Origin of the sequence: Dyella sp., assembly GCF_036568765.1 — a bacterium.
Classification (GTDB): Bacteria; Pseudomonadota; Gammaproteobacteria; order Xanthomonadales; family Rhodanobacteraceae; genus GSA-30.
The window spans coordinates 1-14,705 of the sequence record NZ_DATCRY010000297.1 but is presented as its reverse complement, the minus strand read 5'-3'; the positions used below and the strand labels follow the sequence as shown (position 1 = coordinate 14,705).

The following is a 14,705-nucleotide window of genomic DNA, read 5'->3' as shown; positions in this document are numbered from 1 at the left end:
GCACGGGTGCGTTCGGTATCGACCCGGATTACCTGGAAGCTACGGCGTTTGCCTGGCTCGCGCGGCAGCGTCTGCTGGATTTGCCGGGAAACTTGCCTGCGGTGACCGGTGCCAAGGGGCCACGCGTGCTGGGAGCGATTTATGCCGCACCGCTTACAGATCGCGCTTAAAAGCAGCCCGGCTAGCTTGTAAGAGCGGCTTCGGCCGCGACGGGATAGCTTGCGACATCGCCCGGCCGCGGCTGAAGCCGCTCCCAGGCGTCCAGGTCATTTGCTCGCCAACGTGCTCGAGGGCGCTACCGAGAGCGCCTGCACGGCTTCTTGGAATGCGGCCTTCTCATCGGCGTCCCACTGTCCGGCAAGCACCGTCAGGTCACCTGGATCGAGCAGCGTCTCGGCAAAGATATTGCCCGCCGTAGCCATACCCAGGCCGTGGCGCAGCGCATGCAGCACCACGTCATTGATCGACCACTGGCGCTCCTTGGCGAGCTGCTTGATGCGCTCGGCCATGAGGCTGTCGATGTGGCGTACGGTCAAATCCGGCACGTCCCCTCACTCCAAGACACTGTGCCCCCTGTAGGCCAATGGTGGCACAGATGACTGTGGGGCGCACAAGTCCCCTTTTTACGACAATCGTTTTACGGCAATGGGTTTTCAGGCAGGGGTTTACGACCGATGGGGGCGAACCGCGGCCACAGACAGGCAAAGAGGATCATGGCCGGCAGCAGGGCTAGCACGGTCACCACGAAGAACATCCCGTAGCCCGTCGCCATGGCGATACCGCCGGCGAAGAAGCCCAGGATCTTGCCCGGCAGGTTCACCAGGGAACTGAGCAGGGCGTACTGAGTCGCGGTGTGCTGCTTGTTGACCAGCGAGGACAGGAAGGCAACCGTCGGCGGCCCCAACATGCCGAGAGTAAAGTTCTCCCCCGAGATCACCAGGGTCAGCACCAGCACGTTGCCCTGGTGCTGGATCAGGAACAGATACAACAGGTTGCTGGCTCCGGCCACCACGATAGCCGCTCCGAGCGGCCTCCAGGCGCCCCACCGAGCGACCAGTGCGCCACCCACGAAGGCTCCGGCGATGCCGATCCAGATGCCGTAAATCTTGGTGACGGTGGCGATCTGTGTCTTGTCGAAGCCCATGTCGCGATAGAACGGGCTCATCACCCCGCCGATGGTCGCCTGCTCGGGAATCTTGAACAGCAGGATGAACGCCAGCGTCATCAGCGCCAGGCCCCAGCCGTAGCGGCGAAAGAAATCGGTGAAAGGATCGATCACGCTCTCGCCCATCGCCGCGCGCCAGCTACGCGGCACGCTGCGTTGCACCTCGGGCTCGCGCGCGATCAGAGTGGTAGCGATCGGAATGACCATGCACACCGCCATACCCAGGTAGACGACGCTCCAGGGCATGTGGTCGGCCATGATCAGCGCCAATGCGCCCGCCACGATCAGGGCGATGCGGTAGCCCAACGAATACGTCGCCACCAGCGCGCCCTGCGCCTCCAACGGCGCAATTTCGATGCGGTAGGCATCCACCGCGATGTCCTGGGTGGCGCCGAAAAAGGCAACGAACAGCGTGGCGACGACGAATGGCGGCAACTGCGACGGCGTCAGCAACGCCATCGCAATGAGACCAGCCGTCACGCACAACTGCGCGAACAGCAGCCAGCCACGGCGCAAGCCCAGGCGCGCGAAGCCCGGCAGGCGCCAATGATCGAGCAAAGGCGCCCAGACGAACTTGAACGCGTAGGTCATACCGGCGCTGGCGATCATCGTGATGTCCTTCAGCACGATGCCCTTTTCCTTGAGCCAGTAAGCCAGCGTACCGGCCACCAGCAGGAACGGCAGACCGGAGGAAAAGCCCAGGAACGCCATCGTCCACGCCGACGGCTGGGTGAAGGCCCGCCAGATCGAGGGCTTCGTCTTCGCCGGTACCGCCTCAGTCGACATAATCGACCAAGTACGGTGCGTGGTCGGAAAAACGCTCGTCGCGATAGATCGAACACGATTTCAGACGCTTCTGCAGACCCGGGGTGATCACCTGGTAATCGATCCGCCACCCGACGTTGTTCGCACGCGCCTGGCCGCGATTGGACCACCATGTGTATTCCACTGCATCGGGCTTGAGCGCGCGGAAGCTATCCACCCAGCCGCGCTCCTTGAACAGGAGATCGAGCCAGGCGCGCTCCTCGGGCAGGCAGCCGGAATTCTTCTGGTTGGAACTCCAGTTCTTGATGTCGTTCTTGGTGTGGACAATATTCCAGTCGCCGCAGATGACGTAATCGCGACCGCTGTGCAGCCACTGGTCGAAGATGGGCGTGATCCATTCCATGACTTTGAACTTGAATTGCTGGCGCTCATCGCCCGATGAACCCGACGGCACGTACAGCGACACGACGCTCAGATTGCCGAAACGCGCTTCGATGTAGCGCCCTTCGCTATCGAACGGTTCCCAGCCCAGCTCCGTGCGCACTTCGTCCGGTTCGCGCTTCGCGTAGATGGCTACGCCGCTGTAGCCTTTCTTGCTGCTCGCATCGCGATAGAAGCAATGATGGCCATCGGGGCGAAACTTCGCGTCGGTCAGCTGGTTTTCCTGCGATTTGGTTTCCTGCAGGCAGACCACGTCGGCGTTCTGCTTGCGCAGCCACTCGAACACGCCCTTGGTACCGGCCGAACGAATGCCGTTGGCGTTGAGGCTGATGATGCGCATGCACGACTCCTTTAAGGAAATCCAAGATGCGGCATGATAGCAACCATGCCCGTCATCCCCGATATTCGTGTCGTTCCGGTCGAATCCGACTGGCATGCGTCCCTGATCGCATTGCGTATGCGACCGGGGCAAGAGGACTTCGTCAGCCCTGTCGCCAGGACGCTCGCCGATGCGCTCCAGCGTCCAGATAGCCGCCCCATGGCGGTCTTCGCCGGCCAGGTGCCGATCGGGTTCTATCGCACCGAAGCCAGGGTCCGCACGCTGAGCGAGCCGGCGGTGGGCCTGCGCTCATTCCTGCTCGATGCCGACTGGCAAGGCCGCGGCCTGGGCCAGATCGCGATGGAGGCGGCCATCGCCGATGCGGCCCGATACTATCCAGCCGCCCGCCTGCTGGCGCTGACCGTCAACGTGCGCAATACGACCGCGTTGCGGCTCTACCTTCGCGCAGGCTTCGTCGACACCGGCGAGCTCTACATGGGGGGACGTTCCGGACCACAGCACTTGCTAGTGCGTAAACTACGCGACTGACGCTCTTCTATCCGACGAGAACATCCTGTGCACGATTACCAGCGCGACTTTATCGAACTGACCCTGCAGCGCGACGTACTACGCTTTGGCGACTTCACGCTCAAGTCCGGTCGCCAGAGCCCTTATTTTTTCAATATGGGCCGCATCGATTCCGGTGCCGCGCTGGCGCAGCTGGGCCGGGCCTACGCCGCTGCCGCGGTCAATTCCGGCGTCGCCTTCGACATGCTGTTCGGCCCGGCCTACAAGGGTATCGCCCTGGCCGCGGCTACCGCGATCGCCCTGGCCGACCACCAGCAGCGCGACCTGCCCTGGGCCTACAACCGCAAGGAAGCGAAAGATCATGGCGAAGGGGGCGTCCTGGTTGGCGCGCCGCTCAAGGGCCGTGTGCTGATCGTCGACGACGTGATGACCGCCGGAACCGCCGTGCGCGAATCCCTGGCGCTGATCCGCACCCATGGAGCGACGCCAGCCGGCGTGCTGATCGCGCTGGACCGGCAGGAGCGTGGCCAGGGCGAACTATCGGCCGCCCAGGAAGTCATGGCCGAGTTCCAGATTCCCGTCATTGCCATCACTGGGCTGAACGATGTGCTGGCCTATGCGGGCGAAAAACCGGAGCTGGCCGCCGAACACGGGCGCTTGGTGGCCTATCGCGAGCGCTACGGCGTCGCCGGTTGATCCCGGTCACATCGGCGGACGCCGATGCCCGCCGACGGCCGCGCCGACGCGACCGCACTGGCTATACTTTCCGCTCCTCGGGGGACGATGCATGTACAAATTCGCTACTGCACTACTGACGGCCGGACTGTTGCTGGGCATCGGCACCGCTGCTTGCGCGCAGAGCAACGCGCAGGGCAAAGGTCTCTACCGCTACCGCTGGCACGATGGGCAAGGCCTGCCGCACTACAGCGACAGCCTGACCGCCGAGGCGATGAAATACGGCTACGACCTGGTCAACGATCGCGGCATCGTGGTGCAGCACGTGGAACGCCAGCTTACCCCGGAAGAACGCGCCGCAGCGCAAAAAGTGGCCGCACAGCAAGCCGCCGTCAAGCGCGCGGCCGACGAGCAGGTCCGCAACGACGACCAGATGCTGGCAGCCTATCCGACGGAAGCGGCCTACCAGGCCTCGCTCAAGCAGAACCTGGACACCATCGATCAGCAGATCAACACCACCCAGATCAACCTGCACAGCCAGGAAAAAGCCCTGACCGATCTGCTGGCCCGTGCCGGTGAAGCCGAACGCGCCAAGCAGCCGGTACCCAAGTCGCTCAATGACAGCATCGCGAGGCAGCGCAATGTGGTCGCGGGTCAACGTGACGTTCTGCTCAAGCAGCAAGAGACACGCGATGCTGCCGAAACCAAGATGACCGAGCAGATGGCGCACTATCGTCAGGTCAAGGCTGCCGCCGATAAGGATCGCGGCGAATAAGCCGTCGCTGACGACGGCGGCACGTCCGCATCTGCAAGCGGCTGCTCAGTCGCGCCATCGGTCCGACTTTCCTCACAGCCGACGGCTTTCAACACCGATAGCCACGTCCCATCGCAGGCGGCGAAATACAGCTGCGGCGATTCGATGCGCCAGGGACAGGACGCATAAGTGGAAAGGGTGCACAAACAACGCGGCGTATCGCTGATCGAGGTACTGGTCGCGGTCCTGGTTTTTTCGTTCGGCCTGGTGGGTCTGGCGGGGCTGTTGACCCTAGCGGCACGCTCCAATCACTCCGCGTATCTACATACCCAAGCCGCATTTCTGGCACAGGGCATGGCCGACCGCATGCGACTCAATTCGGTCGCGGTATGGCGTCACGACTACGACGCCGATTATCCGATCGCGCCCGGGAACGTCACTTGCGATGCGAGCCAGCCTTGCGATCCGGCGCAACTGGCGAGCCATGACAAAGCTGTGTGGAGCGGGCAGCTGAAAATATTTCTTCCGCAGGCATCGGCCAAGCTTTCCTGCAAGACAGACGATGCGCGAGTCGATCCGGTCGCACTCGGCATGCTCGGCAAACGTCCCCCCTTTGGCGGCAGCTGCACCATGATGCTCTCCTGGGACGATCGCCCCACGCCTGACGGATCGTCCACCCACACACGCCAGACCCTCGACTGGGAGTTCCAGCCATGATGTGGCGGGCGGCTTGCCATCAACGCGGCATCTCGCTGATCGAACTGCTGGTGGCCATGATGTTGGGCTTGCTGGTAAGCGCGGCCGTCATCGGCGTCTTCCTTGGCATGTCCACACATAGCCGCATACAGCGCCAGCTGGCACGCCTGCAAGAGGAGGGTCGATTCGCGGTCGGCGTCATCACGCAGGACCTGGCCGCGGCCAACGGCCAGTACTGCAACAACACGGGCGGTATCGCCAAGCGACAGGCCAACGGTATTTATCTGGACAGGTTACGCGCACCGCTGGTCTACGCGGTCGACTTCGGCCATGCGCGGCATTGGGCCGATCTGACCACGCCGATGGGCAACGCTCCTTATCCGGCAGCTCCTGACGCGCCCTATGCTCTGCCCTCCTTTCTTTCCATGCGCGGCTACGATTGCGATAAGCAAGGCTGCCGCCCCATGGATCCGAACACGGCCGGGGCAACCGCCATTCCGCCCGCGGGCACGGCACCCGGTAACCGGGTCAAGGGCACAGACGTACTCACGCTGCGCTATGTCGACAGTCAGCGCGGCTGGGTTATCGGCAACCATACGCAGATTCAGGTCGATCGCGCTTTCCCTAACCAGATCCAGCGCATTCTGCTCGCACCCGGACCGGGCGAGCCACCTGCCAGCGACTTCGGCACGGGGCATCTTGCCCTACTTGCCGACTGTTCCGGCGGACAGATCTTTGCCGTGGACCGCCATGGCAATGCACTGCTGCCCAATGGCGACAATGCTCGCCCGCCTTCTGCGGAATCGACGTTTGCCGCCGCCAAGCTGTTCGACTTCGATCGCGACTACGTCACGGTGACTTACTACTTGAAGATGGTCGACGACGGTCTAGGCGGTCGCACTGGCGCACTGATCAGGCAGGTGAACGGCGAACCCCATGAACTGATCCACGGCATCGAACGCCTCGATTTTCGCTATGGGGTGGAAACAGCACAAGGCAAGGCGAGTTACCTGACAGCTGCCGAAGTGGATGCCGGCACACAATGCCCGCCCGGTCCGGCTCGCCGGCCCCTCAATGCCGCTGGCGAGGATGTCGGCTGTCTTTGGCGCGCGGTCAAGAGCATCCAGCTCAGCATGTTGTTGAGCGGCCATACGCCCCTGCCCACCTTGCGCAATGACGAACTGGCCTATGCCTACGAACCCGACGGGCTTCCCGATCCGGCCAGCCGCCCGCCCGACGCGCATCCGATCAAACCATCCGATCAAGGCTTTCCCGCCCCACTGCTGCGACGCGAATTCAACGTCGTCACCTCGGTACGCAATTTCAACCCATGAGTCCCACACCCACCTGCCCCTACGCCATCGCCGCCTATCGCAAACAGGCAGGCGCCGCGTTGATCCTCGCCCTCGTACTTTTATTGGTCTCCAGTGTCATTGCAATCGCCGCCACTGGGCAGGCTCGTACCCAGCAACGGCTGGCCGGCAGCTTGCGGCAAGCCTTACTCGCCGATGTACTCGCGGAGACCACGCTACGCGGTGCGGAATGGTCGCTTTGGACTACCGCCGTCGACACATTGTCGTCTTTCATATGCGGCGATGACGGCGGTCAGCATGCCTGCTATCGCTACGATCGCGGTTCTCCTGTCTACGGCCCGCAAGGTGTCGTGACTCAATTTCGCGACGGGTCTGGCTGGATCGATGCGGGCGCACACGTCTACAAAGGCCCATCGGACACCATCGACTATACGCAGCTTCCCCACAGCGGCAAGGCCGCTCGAAACCCGGTTTTCATCATCGAGGATCTCGGTGTCGAGGAACCACCGGATACCATGGGTGGACCACGCGAATCCGGCGCGCACGGCCCGGGCACGACCGGCCCGGAGAACCATTCCCGCCGCCTTTATCGCATTACGGCGCGCGCCGTCGGAACGAACGAGAACATGCTCCGCGTCCTGGAAAGCACTTATGCGGCCAAGACTCAATAAACCGTGGAGTGCCACATGCGCCGATACAGGCCACTGAAATGCAAGCAGCGCGGCTTCAGCCTGATTGAAATACTCGTCGTTGCCGCCCTTGTCGCTTTGCTCGCTGGCATGGCATTGAACGGCTATTCCAATTACATACACCGAGCACGCCGGGTGGAAGCGAAAGAGGCGCTGCTTCGGATTGCCGATGCGCAGGAACGTTACTTCCTCACGTACCAGCGCTACGGCGATTTCGACGACCTGGGCGTCGCGTCCGCGCTTACCGCGCACAACATCTATCGCTTGTCTTTGAGCTTCAGCGACGCTTCGCGGCGCGACTTCACTGCAAGCGCGTCGCCGGCAGGTACTCAGGCCAACGATCGATGCGGAACGTTTTCCATCGATTACACCGGTGCCAAGTTACCCGCACCCAATTCGCCGGCGCAGAGCGATTGCTGGTAGCGCCTCGCGCCCCAGCCCGGTGTTTCTACGATGAGCAGGGAAGCTCCATGACAATCCGTCCTTTACGCCATGTCTGCGCGCTGCCGATTTTGCCGATAGTTGCCGGATGCATGATGGCTATCTCCGATGCACATGCCTTAAGCGTCGACATGAAGACCGGCACGGTGGAACTGTCGCCGACGCCCTTGGATACCTCCCAGGCCGTGCCGCCGAACATTGTTGTCACCCTGGACGATTCCGGATCCATGGCTTTCAACTACATGGGCGACAATCGCCCCTTCGACGGCGGCAACTGGAACGGGCCCTGGCGTTGTGCCGCGGTTATCGACGCCGACGCCGGCACGGCACACGATCGCGATGCTCGTTCCTTGACCATGAACGGCGTCTACTACAACCCGGACATCGTCTACGCGCCGCCCCTGCGCGCAGACGGCACTTCGTTTCCGTCGGCCGATGCCAGCCTGGGAGGCGTGTGGCTCGACGGCATCGCCGTCAATCGCCGTTATCGTCCATCGCCCCCGGCCGCAGTAGGCAAGTACAACAATACCAACTGGGCGCTCGACGATGCTGGACGACGCGCCGACATCGCCAGAACCGGTGAGGACCGATGGACCTGCGGTTACGGGAGCAATCCGTTCACGAGCGGGGGGCCTTACTACTATCGGCTGAAGAAGAATATTTCCCTGCAACTCGATTCTTTCGGCCGGCCGACCAACCTGTTCGCACTTTACACAGCAAACAATTGGGAAGCTGTCGCCGTTCCTGTGGCGCAGTATCAGAACTTCGCCAACTGGTATGCGTACTACCGCACCCGGCTTCATGTGGCTCGCACCGTCGCTTCGCGCGTCTTCGGCGAACTGGGCGAAGTGCAATCCCACGACGGTTTCGGCAGCACGATCCGCGTCGCCTGGCAACACATCAATAACAACAGCTTCAAACTACACAGCAACGCCATCGCCAGCGAACTGATCGATACACCGGCCTGCGCGAATGGCGCCGTCGCCTCGCCCGAGGCGACGCAACAGCATGGCACGCGCACCGATCCGCCTGCTTGCTTCCGTAGCGCATTCTTCAACTGGTTGTTTACCGCCGGCGCAAATGGCGGCACACCACTGGTCAGCGCGACCCAACGCGCGGGCGAATTCTTCCGACGCAAGACCGGTAACAACCTCACCAATCCTTACTGGCAACCGATCGGACAAGGCCATGGCAAGGAACTGTACTGCCGTCGCAACTATCACATGATGATCACCGATGGACTATGGAACACCGACCGCTTGAATCGGGGGCTGGTCCTGCCGAGCGCCAGCCTGAAACTGCCGGATCAGGTGAGCTTTCCCAACCCCGGGAGCAGAGGCGTCACGTCGATCTATGCACCGACAAGCACCGCCTCCGGAAATGCATCGCTCTCCGACATGGCCTTTCACTACTGGGCCAGCAACCTGCGGCCGGATCTTTACGACCCAGACCAAGGCAAGATCGTTCCGCCTTATCTTCCCGACCGCGGTCTCGGTGTCGTGCCCACGCAGCAGCTATCCGGTTCGCGTGTCGCGGCCGCCAATGTCAACCAGGAAATCTATTTCAACCCATCGAACGATCCGGCGACTTGGCCACATATGGCCGAATACCTGATCGGCATGGGCGTCATCGGCAACCTGAAGGTCTCCACAGACACCAACTGCATCGACGCGGCGTCCGATGCCTGCCGGCTGCGTAAAGGCGACATACATTGGCCAAAGCCGGACGAGAGCGGCAACGGCATCATCGCCAATGTCGACGATACCTGGCATGCGGCATTGGCTGGACGCGGCAAATACTACGCCGCCAATAACCCGGACGACCTCGTCAAGCAACTCAAAGATATTCTTGCGCGCATCGGCGACGGCGGCAAAGGCGGCATCCTGGCGCGCACCAATTCGGCGTTGCTGCGCGAAGGAACTCTGGGATTTCAGACGATGTACCAATCGGGCGAATGGCATGGCAACTTGCAGGCTGTCGAGCTCGATGCCAAAGGACAACCCGGCAAAGTTGTCTGGGATGCGGGCAACCGGCTCACCGCCATGACATCGGCGGCCCGCCAGATACTCACCGCTCGATTCGAACGGGACGGGCGCTTTTCCAGCGGCGTAGCGTTTCGGCAGCTTGGCGATCTGGATGCCGATGCACGAACCGCGTTGAGCACACTTCCTCCCGCAACACACACAGGCGACACCGGGCAGGCTCGCCTGGATTGGTTGCGCGGTGTACGCACAGGCGAAAGCACTGGGCTGTTCCGTCCGCGTACGCAATTGATGGGAGCCATTATCAATAGTCAGCCACTGTATGTTGCCGAACCCACGGGAGGCTACGACGAGCACTGGCCGGACGGCTCGTCCGAGGCCATGGCGGCGGCAACAGGAAACGGCTACAGAAAGTTCGTCGCCGACCGCCAGTCACGGCGCCCCACCGTCTACGTAGGTGCCAATGACGGCATGCTGCACGCCATCGATGCCTCGCAGATGCGCTCGAACACCGATCCGACCCAGGTCGTTCCGACACCCGGCGCAGGCCTGGAATTGTTTGCCTATGCCCCGCGCACCAGCCTCACGCGACTGGGCCCGCTGACCAGCGCCACGCAATACGGTTACATGCCTACGATCGATGCCACGCCTGTCAGCCGCGACGTATTCTTCGACGGTGGCGGACAGCAAGGATGGGGTACGATACTGGCAGGTGCGCTGCGTCTCGGCGGCCGCGGTATTTACGCGCTGGATATCAGCGATCCGGATGCCTTGAAGGAAGTCGATGCCCGCAGCAAAGTGCTGTGGGAATTTCATGCCGGCACGCCCGGCGGCGCTCGATACGGTCAAGGCAACGCAAGCAATCTTGGCTACACCTATGGCCTGCCCAACATCGGCCGCCTCGCCCATGGCCGTTGGGTAGTCGTGTTGCCGTCAGGTTATTTCCCCGATTGCGGCAAGCCGTCGCGACCGGATCCCTGTAACGCAATCGCCGAGGCCGCACAGCCTTTCAGCTCGCTGTTTGTGCTGGATGCGCAGACGGGCGAGTTCATCCGTGAAATCCGCACTCCGACGAACAGTACAACGATCAGCCATGGCCTCAGCTCGCCTGTGCTCGGCGACATGGATCGCGATCAGATCGACGATGTCGCCTTTGCTGGCGATCTGGTCGGCAATCTCTGGCGCTTCGATCTGACGAGTCCCGATCCTTCGCAGTGGTCGGCCTCGCTGGCCTTCAAGCCCGACCATCCTGCCGAGCAGCCAATCACGGTAATGCCGCGCCTTTTTCCCGACCCGACCACGGGTCGCTTCATCGTCGTGTTCGGCACCGGCAAATATCTGGGCGCAGGCGACACGGATGCAGCCATTCCCGTGCAATCTCTCTATGGCATACGCGACACACGAACGACGGCAACGCGCAGCCTGCTGCAGATGCAATCGATGGTCGAAACTCTCGACAGCAAAGGCCTGCCGGCGCGTGGCGTCACGCGCCGGCCTGTCCCACCGGATAAAGCGGGTTGGTACGTCGATCTGGATATCAAGAACGCACCTGGCGAGCGCGTCGTGGTCACACCGACTGCCCTGTTCGATTCCAATCGGGCGATCTTCGTAACGTTGATACCCGGCGACGGCGATCCCTGTAACGGCACCCTCGACGGCGCTTATCTGGTGCTCGATGCCGCCACCGGCGGCGCGGGCGACGGTTTGTCGTATCCCAATGTACCCACGTGGGACGATCCCTCTTCGCCCTATGGCACTGTGGGCGGTCACCTCAAGGATCCACCGACCGGCGGCAGCCTGCCTGTCGGCGTCGGAATAGGCGGTGGCGAGCTTTACCTGCCCGGATTCGTAGGACCCGATAACCGGTCGATCATGCTCGACGACGCTATCTGGCGGCGCCGATCCTGGCGACGGCTGCAATGAAGGCGGAACGCAAACACGATGTCAGGGCAGGCCCTGCTTACGCGGTACACGGCAATACTTTGCTTGATAGCTACACCCAATCTGCGCGATCTGGCGCACCGCGCACGTATCGATGCCGCCAAGCCGTTCGACGGTAGTCCGCACGCAGGAAATCTTCTGCTGCACTATCGCAGCGCTCGCGCCGACCGACGCTTGCGCGTGAGGTCAATGTACATCGAGACCCGGGGCGGCGCGCATGCGCCACCCGGGGGTGCGCAAATCAGAACGGCAGCTTGAGCGTCTTGTCCACCGCGAACAGTTGCTCGCGAAAAACATCCTGGATGCGCTTGAGCGCCACGGCATTGTCCGCGTCGAAACGCAACACGAGGATCGGCGTGGTGTTGGACGGACGCACCAGTCCCCAGCCGTCTGGCCAGTCGGCACGCACACCGTCGATCGTCGTCAATGTAGCATCGCCGAAGGTAGCGCTTTGGCGGAACTTCTCGATGAACCTGTAGTGCTCGCCTTCGGTCATCTCGATCTTCAGTTCGGGCGTGGACACGCCCTTCGGACACGTCGCGAAGATCTGCTCGGGTGTGCGCTCTTCGAGGTCGCCGGCAAGGATTTCCAGCAGCCGCGCGCCGGCATAGATGCCGTCGTCGAAGCCATACCATCGCTCCTTGAAGAAGAAATGACCGCTCATTTCGCCAGCGAGTTCCGCCTGGGTCTCGCGCATCTTGGCCTTGATCAGCGAATGACCGGTGCGCCACATCAACGGGCTGCCACCAGCATCCAGGATCTGTCCACGCAGGTGCCCAGTGCACTTGACGTCGTAGATGATCGTCGCACCCGGCTGACGCGACAACACATCGCGCGCGAACAACATCAGCGTGCGATCGGGGAAGACGATCTCGCCTTCTCGCGTCACCACGCCCAGTCGGTCGCCATCGCCATCGAAGGCCACGCCGAGATCGGCGCCAGTCTGCTTGACCGCCATGATCAAGTCTTCGAGGTTGTGCGGATCGGACGGGTCGGGATGATGGTTAGGGAACGTACCGTCGACCTCGCAATACAGTGGAATCACATCGCAGCCGATTCCCTCGAGCACCTGCGGTGCCACCGCTCCCGGAATGCCATTGCCGCAGTCGACCACAATCTTCAACCGGCGCTCGGCCTGCACGTCCGAAGTAATGCGCTCGATGTAGTCGGGCACGACATCGACGTGGCGGACGCTGCCCTGACCATCGCTTTCCAGGCGATTCTCGGCAATACGCCGATACAGATCCTGGATGGCACCTTCGGAAAGCGTCTCACCACCGACAACGATCTTGAAACCGTTGTAGTCAGGAGGATTATGGCTACCCGTAACGGCCACGCCGCTGCCGGTATTGAAACGGTAGGCCGCGTAATACACCACAGGTGTGGGCACGGCGCCCACGTCGATCACGTCGATGCCTGCAGCGCGCAATCCATCGGACAAGGCGCCTGCCAACTCGGGGCCGGACAGGCGTCCGTCGCGACCGACCACGATTTCGCGCAACCCTTTCTCGCGCATCACCGTACCGATCGACTGGCCAAGCAACCTCGCTACTTCGACCGTCAAGGTCTTGCCTACGATGCCGCGCACGTCGTAAGCGCGGAAAATCGTCGGATCGACGGCAACCGCCACCGGCGCAGGTGCCGGAGCGGGCCTGGCCGAGACCGGCGCGACCGTTTCGGACTTGTTTTCAAACACATTGGACAAAATAGGTTCCTCAGGCTCAGGGGTCGCCACTTCGGCAGGCTGCCGGTTACGCCGCCACAAAAGGTAGCCACCGCCGCCGATGCCCAGCAACGCCAGCAATCCGGCCAACCATGCCGAACGCGGCAATACGATGAAAGCTTCCGGCGGGGCGGCGACCACACTGAACGCACTGCCGGGAACAGGCTTGCCTGTGGCTTCGCGCTGACTGTGGTCGCTACCGCTCTCCAGCAGGAAGCGGTCGTTGCGGTCGTCTTCTTGATGAAGCTCCAGTCTGCCGTTGGGTACTCGAATGGACTCGAAACGCTGTTGCAGCGCCGTGAAGGGAAAGGCAAGCCAGACCCACGCCTGTGGCTTGGCGGGTACGCCGAGCGGCACGACCAGCGTCAATTGACGCGCCGCACCGTCAGCCACGGTTTGCATCAGGGTCTGCCCTTCCGCCGTCTGGGCTGCCAGCAGTTGTGCGGCCTTGGCATAGCCAAACTGCCGGTAATCGGCATGCACGACTTCGTCCAGGCTGCCCGAATAGACCTCGATCCGGCTGGCCTGCGGCAACGCCCGGTGCAATTGGGCGATCAACGTGTCGCGGTCGGCTGCGGGATCGACACCGGCGACGGCTTCCACGATCTTGCCGCGCTCGATGGCGATTTCGCCCTGCAGGCTGCGAACCGCCTCGTCCTGCGCCCCGTGTAGCCGCTGCTTGGCGCCGTCCTCGTCGGCAATCAACCAGGTCTGCCAGGCACAGAGCAGGCCCAGCAGGATCAACAAGGTGCCGGCTGCCAAAGGCAGCAAGCCGCGCGATTCGGCACCGAAGTTGCGCGCCCGCTCGCTCACCGTGGTTTTCGCCATGCCTGCCCCCTCTTCTTGGTTGGTCTCGAAGGACCCGTTATTGGCTTAGCGTCAGCGCTTCTGGATGCCAAGGTTAGCTCACCCCGGTGGATCCGAACCCCCCGAGCCCCCGCTTGCTCGAAGACGAAAAGGACTCCACGACGGCAAACGTCGGCCGCACGACCGGAACGAACAGCATCTGCGCAATGCGATCGCCGGGCTGGATGGTTATGTTCGCATCCTCGCCCTCACCGCCAATGCGCGCTGGGTTGCGATTCCAGACGCTGACGAAGCACTCGGCCATATAGTCGGCATCGATCACGCCAGTGCCGTTGCCCATGACCAGGCCACGCTTGTGGCCAAGGCCCGAACGCGGCAGCACCAGCGCGCAGAAATCGTGGGTATTCATATGCATGGCCAGGCCGGTCGGTATCAACACCGAGGGTGCCTGCGGCGCCAGCACCAA

At 62.5% G+C, this 14,705-nt stretch carries 15 protein-coding genes; 10 read left to right on the top strand and 5 right to left on the bottom strand.

The genetic code is table 11. From position 1 onward, the window contains the following. On the top strand, nucleotides 1-170 hold a 170-nt coding region (locus tag VIM98_RS18785; RefSeq protein ID WP_331994633.1), incomplete at its 5' end, for an anhydro-N-acetylmuramic acid kinase. Between the two features lie 96 nt (nucleotides 171-266). On the opposite strand, the gene VIM98_RS18780 is transcribed toward VIM98_RS18785, so the two are convergent. From VIM98_RS18780 to VIM98_RS18770, 3 genes are all read right to left on the bottom strand, one after another. Continuing rightward, nucleotides 267-545 carry a hypothetical protein gene (locus VIM98_RS18780; protein WP_331994631.1) on the bottom strand — a complete coding sequence of 93 codons (279 nt, stop codon included), beginning with the start codon at nucleotides 543-545 and terminating at the stop codon, nucleotides 267-269. A gap of 92 nt (nucleotides 546-637) precedes the next feature. Then, nucleotides 638-1,951 carry an AmpG family muropeptide MFS transporter gene (locus VIM98_RS18775; RefSeq protein WP_414650243.1) on the bottom strand — a complete coding sequence of 438 codons (1,314 nt, stop codon included), beginning with the start codon at nucleotides 1,949-1,951 and terminating at the stop codon, nucleotides 638-640. Then, nucleotides 1,941-2,711: an exodeoxyribonuclease III gene (locus VIM98_RS18770; RefSeq protein ID WP_331994630.1), complete on the bottom strand. Its 771-nt coding sequence runs from the start codon at nucleotides 2,709-2,711 to the stop codon at nucleotides 1,941-1,943. Before VIM98_RS18770 ends, VIM98_RS18775 begins: the two co-directional genes overlap by 11 nt. A gap of 45 nt (nucleotides 2,712-2,756) precedes the next feature. Here VIM98_RS18770 and VIM98_RS18765 point away from each other — a divergent pair, with 45 nt between their 5' ends. From VIM98_RS18765 to VIM98_RS18725, 9 genes are all read left to right on the top strand, one after another. After that, nucleotides 2,757-3,239, top strand: a complete 483-nt coding sequence (locus VIM98_RS18765; protein ID WP_331994629.1) for a GNAT family N-acetyltransferase — start codon at nucleotides 2,757-2,759, stop codon at nucleotides 3,237-3,239. Between the two features lie 27 nt (nucleotides 3,240-3,266). Continuing rightward, complete coding sequence (pyrE, locus tag VIM98_RS18760) at nucleotides 3,267-3,914, top strand: orotate phosphoribosyltransferase (protein ID WP_331994628.1); 648 nt, start codon at nucleotides 3,267-3,269, stop codon at nucleotides 3,912-3,914. Nucleotides 3,915-4,005: 91 nt separating this feature from the next. Next, complete coding sequence (locus tag VIM98_RS18755) at nucleotides 4,006-4,668, top strand: DUF4124 domain-containing protein (protein WP_331994627.1); 663 nt, start codon at nucleotides 4,006-4,008, stop codon at nucleotides 4,666-4,668. 177 nt (nucleotides 4,669-4,845) lie between these two features. Next, nucleotides 4,846-5,364: a type IV pilus modification protein PilV gene (gene pilV, locus VIM98_RS18750; RefSeq protein ID WP_331994626.1), complete on the top strand. Its 519-nt coding sequence runs from the start codon at nucleotides 4,846-4,848 to the stop codon at nucleotides 5,362-5,364. Then, nucleotides 5,361-6,677 carry a PilW family protein gene (locus VIM98_RS18745; protein WP_331994625.1) on the top strand — a complete coding sequence of 439 codons (1,317 nt, stop codon included), beginning with the start codon at nucleotides 5,361-5,363 and terminating at the stop codon, nucleotides 6,675-6,677. The genes pilV and VIM98_RS18745 overlap by 4 nt, the downstream gene beginning before the upstream one ends. Then, nucleotides 6,674-7,327, top strand: coding sequence for a hypothetical protein (locus tag VIM98_RS18740; protein ID WP_331994624.1), 654 nt, complete (start codon nucleotides 6,674-6,676; stop codon nucleotides 7,325-7,327). The genes VIM98_RS18745 and VIM98_RS18740 overlap by 4 nt, the downstream gene beginning before the upstream one ends. Before the next feature lie 15 nt (nucleotides 7,328-7,342). Continuing rightward, entirely contained in the window at nucleotides 7,343-7,768 is a 426-nt protein-coding gene (locus VIM98_RS18735) for a type IV pilin protein (protein WP_331994623.1), read from the top strand. A 47-nt stretch (nucleotides 7,769-7,815) separates the two neighbouring features. Beyond that, nucleotides 7,816-11,691 (top strand): pilus assembly protein, encoded by a 3,876-nt coding sequence (locus VIM98_RS18730; protein WP_331994622.1) that lies wholly within the window; start codon nucleotides 7,816-7,818, stop codon nucleotides 11,689-11,691. 18 nt (nucleotides 11,692-11,709) lie between these two features. Next, nucleotides 11,710-11,967, top strand: coding sequence for a hypothetical protein (locus VIM98_RS18725; RefSeq protein WP_331994621.1), 258 nt, complete (start codon nucleotides 11,710-11,712; stop codon nucleotides 11,965-11,967). On the opposite strand, the gene VIM98_RS18720 is transcribed toward VIM98_RS18725, so the two are convergent. Next, nucleotides 11,951-14,260: a phosphomannomutase/phosphoglucomutase gene (locus VIM98_RS18720; protein ID WP_331994620.1), complete on the bottom strand. Its 2,310-nt coding sequence runs from the start codon at nucleotides 14,258-14,260 to the stop codon at nucleotides 11,951-11,953. The genes VIM98_RS18725 and VIM98_RS18720 overlap by 17 nt on opposite strands. Nucleotides 14,261-14,333: 73 nt before the next feature. After that, a partial coding sequence (dut, locus tag VIM98_RS18715; RefSeq protein ID WP_331994619.1) for a dUTP diphosphatase occupies nucleotides 14,334-14,705 on the bottom strand: 372 nt, incomplete at its 5' end.

Bases quoted from the DNA above. Each gene is read 5' to 3' on its own strand.
- VIM98_RS18775 (WP_414650243.1), bottom strand. From the start codon at position 1,951: ATGTCGACTGAGGCGGTACCGGCGAAGACGAAGCCCTCGATCTGGCGG.
- VIM98_RS18770 (WP_331994630.1), bottom strand. From the start codon at position 2,711: ATGCGCATCATCAGCCTCAACGCCAACGGCATTCGTTCGGCCGGTACC.
- VIM98_RS18765 (WP_331994629.1), top strand. From the start codon at position 2,757: ATGCCCGTCATCCCCGATATTCGTGTCGTTCCGGTCGAATCCGACTGG.
- VIM98_RS18755 (WP_331994627.1), top strand. From the start codon at position 4,006: ATGTACAAATTCGCTACTGCACTACTGACGGCCGGACTGTTGCTGGGC.
- VIM98_RS18745 (WP_331994625.1), top strand. From the start codon at position 5,361: ATGATGTGGCGGGCGGCTTGCCATCAACGCGGCATCTCGCTGATCGAA.
- VIM98_RS18740 (WP_331994624.1), top strand. From the start codon at position 6,674: ATGAGTCCCACACCCACCTGCCCCTACGCCATCGCCGCCTATCGCAAA.
- VIM98_RS18735 (WP_331994623.1), top strand. From the start codon at position 7,343: ATGCGCCGATACAGGCCACTGAAATGCAAGCAGCGCGGCTTCAGCCTG.
- VIM98_RS18730 (WP_331994622.1), top strand. From the start codon at position 7,816: ATGACAATCCGTCCTTTACGCCATGTCTGCGCGCTGCCGATTTTGCCG.
- VIM98_RS18725 (WP_331994621.1), top strand. From the start codon at position 11,710: ATGTCAGGGCAGGCCCTGCTTACGCGGTACACGGCAATACTTTGCTTG.
- VIM98_RS18720 (WP_331994620.1), bottom strand. From the start codon at position 14,260: ATGGCGAAAACCACGGTGAGCGAGCGGGCGCGCAACTTCGGTGCCGAA.